The following is a 2,824-nucleotide window of genomic DNA, read 5'->3' on the forward strand; positions in this document are numbered from 1 at the left end:
GCGACGCTCGCGTGGGTGCGGTCGAGCAGCGCGCGGCGCCCGGGGAGCGGGAGCGCGGCCCACGCGGCGCTCCCGGCCCGCAGCGCCGCGATCGCGTCGTCGATCGCGTCGATCTCGGCGGCGGTGAGCGTCGCTGCGGCGTCGGTGCCGGCGGGGGAGCCCATGGCGCGCGATCAGATCAGGGCGAGCTCGCGCAGCTTCGCCTCGACGTCGGCGTTCGACGGCTCGACGTGGTGGGTCGCGTCCGGATACACCACCACGGGGATGTTCGTGCGCCCGGAGATCTCGCGCGCGACGTCGGCGGCGGCGGGATCGGCCTCGAGGTCGACGTACGTGTACGCGACGCCGAGCCCGTCCAGCTGGCTCTTCGTGCGGCGGCAGTCACGGCACCAGTCGGCGCCGAACATCGTGATGGTGTCGGAGGTCATGCGTCCAGCGTACGGCCGCGCGCGCCCTCGGCGACCGCCACCGGCTCCTCCTGCGGGGTCGTCGTCGGCGTGCGGCGCGGCGCGTAGACGACGAGGGCGTGGAAGACGAACCGCACCACGAACGCGGCGACCAGGGTGAGTGCCGCGGCCAGCACGCTGGGCACGTGCGCGCTCTCGACGAGCACCCACATGACCGGCAGGCGCACGATCGCCTCGAGGTTGTTGAACGTGAACGAGGCGAGGAAGCGGCGGCGGAACGTGCCCGACTCGCTGCGCATGTCGGCGAAGACGAGGAACTCGAGCAGCAGGAAGTTGCCGATGATCGTGAGCTCGCTCGCGATCACGGCCGCCACCACGTACTCCATGCCGAGCCGGATCAGGCCCCACATGATGACGAGGTTCGCGATCGCGCCGACCCCGCCGACGAGGGCGAACGCCGACATGCGGCCGAACCGCAGCATCGCGAGCTGCGTGAGGAACCGGACCCCCTGCGTGAACGAGGCCTTCGACTCGCCCGCATGGCGCGGCGCGAACGCGAACGGCACCTCCGCGATGCGCAGCTGGCGGCGGGCGAGGATCTCCAGCAGGATCTTGAACCCGCGTGGGCGCAGGGCGTCGAGGTCGACGGCATCCCGGTCGATCAGGAAGAACCCGGTCATCGGGTCGGAGCAGCCGGCCAGCTTGCGCGGGAACATCGCCTTCGTCACGAGCGTCGACAGGCGCGACACGACCGTGCGCGTCGCGTCGGCGAGGCCTTTCGAGTCGCCGCCGGCCGCATAGCGCGAGGCGACGACGACGTCGACGTCACCGCGCTCGGCACGGGCGAGGAGCCGGGGGATGTCCTCGGGCGGATGCTGGAGGTCGCCGTCCATGACCAGGCACCAGCGCGCCCGTGCGTCGCGCACGCCCTCGACCACGGCGCCGCCGAGTCCGGCGACCGGGTCGTCGCGGTGGATCAGCCGCACCGGCAGGTCGGATGCCGCGGCCGCCGCCCGGATGACGTCGGGGGTGTCGTCGGTGGAGTCGTCGACGAAGATCACCTCGAACCTGCGCCCGTCGGCCTGCGCGCCGATGCGGCGGAGCAGTTCGACGACGTTCGGACCCTCGTTGAAGGTCGGAACGATGATGGACAGGTCCATGAGTCTCTCTCGATCGTCAGGCGCAATCGTCCAAGGGTAGTCGGTCGTCCCCGAGAGTCGGATGGGAGCCCCGGGTCGGCCGCGTTCGCGGTGCCGCGCGCGACCGTCGGGCCGCGTCCGCCCGGACGCCTCCCCGGCCGGGTGTGCCGGAGCGTCTAGACTCGTGGCATCCCGTTCCATCGTGTGGAGAGCTTCGTCGTGTCCGAGACTGCCCCCCGCGCCTTCGAGGCGCGTCATGTGCAGCTCGCACGCGCCCTCTTCGCGGCGCTCGCCGCCGTGATGATCACCTTCTCGCCCGACCACTCGGCATCCGTGGGCCTCGCGGTGTTCAGCGGCTTCGCGATCGCGACCGGCATCGTGCTGCTGCTGTCGGCGTGGCTCGTCCAGCCGGCGGGGCGCCGCGGTCCGGCGATCCTCCTCGGCGTGTTCACGCTCGTCGCGGGCATGGTCGGCGGCTTCCCGGCGCTGCGGTCGACGACGCTGTTCTTCGTGCTCGTGATCGCATGGGCGCTCCTCACCGGGATCGTCGAGCTCGTCGCGGGCATCGTGCGGCGTCGCGAGCCGAACGCGCGCGACGCCGTGCTGATCGGCGCGCTCACGATCGCGCTCGGCGTCGCCCTGCTGTTCGTCTCGCCGGGCTACGCCCTCCACTACGCGATCGCGGAGGCGGGCGAGTTCACGCTCACCGGCATCTCCATCGCCGTCGGCGTCTTCGGCGGGTACGCGGCGATCATCGCGGTGTTCCTCGGGATCGCCGGATTCTCACCCCGCCGCACCGCGGAGGGGGCGCATGGCGCGGTGCCCGCCGACGCGTCCGAGCCCGCCCGCTCGTCGGGAGGTGCCGCGTGACCGATCGGCCGCCCACGCGGCGCGACCTCATGAAGCCCGTGCAGCTGCTCGGGCTGGCGTTCGCGGCCGCGCTCTTCGCCGGCATCGTGACCGTCGTGTCGATGGGCGCGTTCCAGGCCAAGCCGGCCGAGGACGTGCAGAACGCGATCGTCGTGGCACTCGTCGTGGCGGGCATCACCTTCATCGCGACGCTCCTGATCATCGCGCTGCTCATGCTCGTGGTCGACCCGGCGCAGGTCGCGAAGCAGATCGACCGGCCGGTGCTGCTGCCCGACGACGAGCCCGAGGCCGGCGCCTCCGACGTCGACCGGCGCGACGACTCGGCGTAGGGTCCGGCCCGCGGGCGGTCCTCCCCGTTCGTGGGCGCGCCCTGTCGGCACCTGGCGCGCTGTGTTCCCGCGCCCGCTC

At 72.5% G+C, this 2,824-nt stretch carries 4 protein-coding genes; 2 read left to right on the forward strand and 2 right to left on the reverse strand.

What is annotated here, in order from left to right:
- Positions 1–173 precede the first annotated feature (173 nt).
- Together WML84_RS14535 and WML84_RS14540 are read right to left on the reverse strand one after the other, a co-directional pair.
- A complete protein-coding gene (locus tag WML84_RS14535; protein WP_347346851.1) occupies positions 174–428 on the reverse strand; it encodes a glutaredoxin domain-containing protein in 255 nt (84 codons plus the stop codon).
- Complete coding sequence (locus tag WML84_RS14540) at positions 425–1,567, reverse strand: glycosyltransferase family 2 protein (RefSeq protein ID WP_347346852.1); 1,143 nt, start codon at positions 1,565–1,567, stop codon at positions 425–427. Before WML84_RS14540 ends, WML84_RS14535 begins: the two co-directional genes overlap by 4 nt.
- A gap of 198 nt (positions 1,568–1,765) precedes the next feature.
- Here WML84_RS14540 and WML84_RS14545 point away from each other — a divergent pair, with 198 nt between their 5' ends.
- Together WML84_RS14545 and WML84_RS14550 are read left to right on the forward strand one after the other, a co-directional pair.
- Positions 1,766–2,416: a DUF308 domain-containing protein gene (locus tag WML84_RS14545; protein WP_347346853.1), complete on the forward strand. Its 651-nt coding sequence runs from the start codon at positions 1,766–1,768 to the stop codon at positions 2,414–2,416.
- Positions 2,413–2,745: an amino acid transporter gene (locus WML84_RS14550; RefSeq protein WP_347346854.1), complete on the forward strand. Its 333-nt coding sequence runs from the start codon at positions 2,413–2,415 to the stop codon at positions 2,743–2,745. The genes WML84_RS14545 and WML84_RS14550 overlap by 4 nt, the downstream gene beginning before the upstream one ends.
- Positions 2,746–2,824 lie beyond the last annotated feature (79 nt).

Origin of the sequence: Microbacterium sp. (assembly GCF_039812165.1) — a bacterium.
Classification (GTDB): domain Bacteria; phylum Actinomycetota; class Actinomycetes; order Actinomycetales; family Microbacteriaceae; genus Microbacterium.

Coding starts and splice junctions, on each gene's coding strand:
- WML84_RS14535 (WP_347346851.1), bottom strand. CDS start 428: ATGACCTCCGACACCATCACGATGTTCGGCGCCGACTGGTGCCGTGAC.
- WML84_RS14540 (WP_347346852.1), bottom strand. CDS start 1,567: ATGGACCTGTCCATCATCGTTCCGACCTTCAACGAGGGTCCGAACGTC.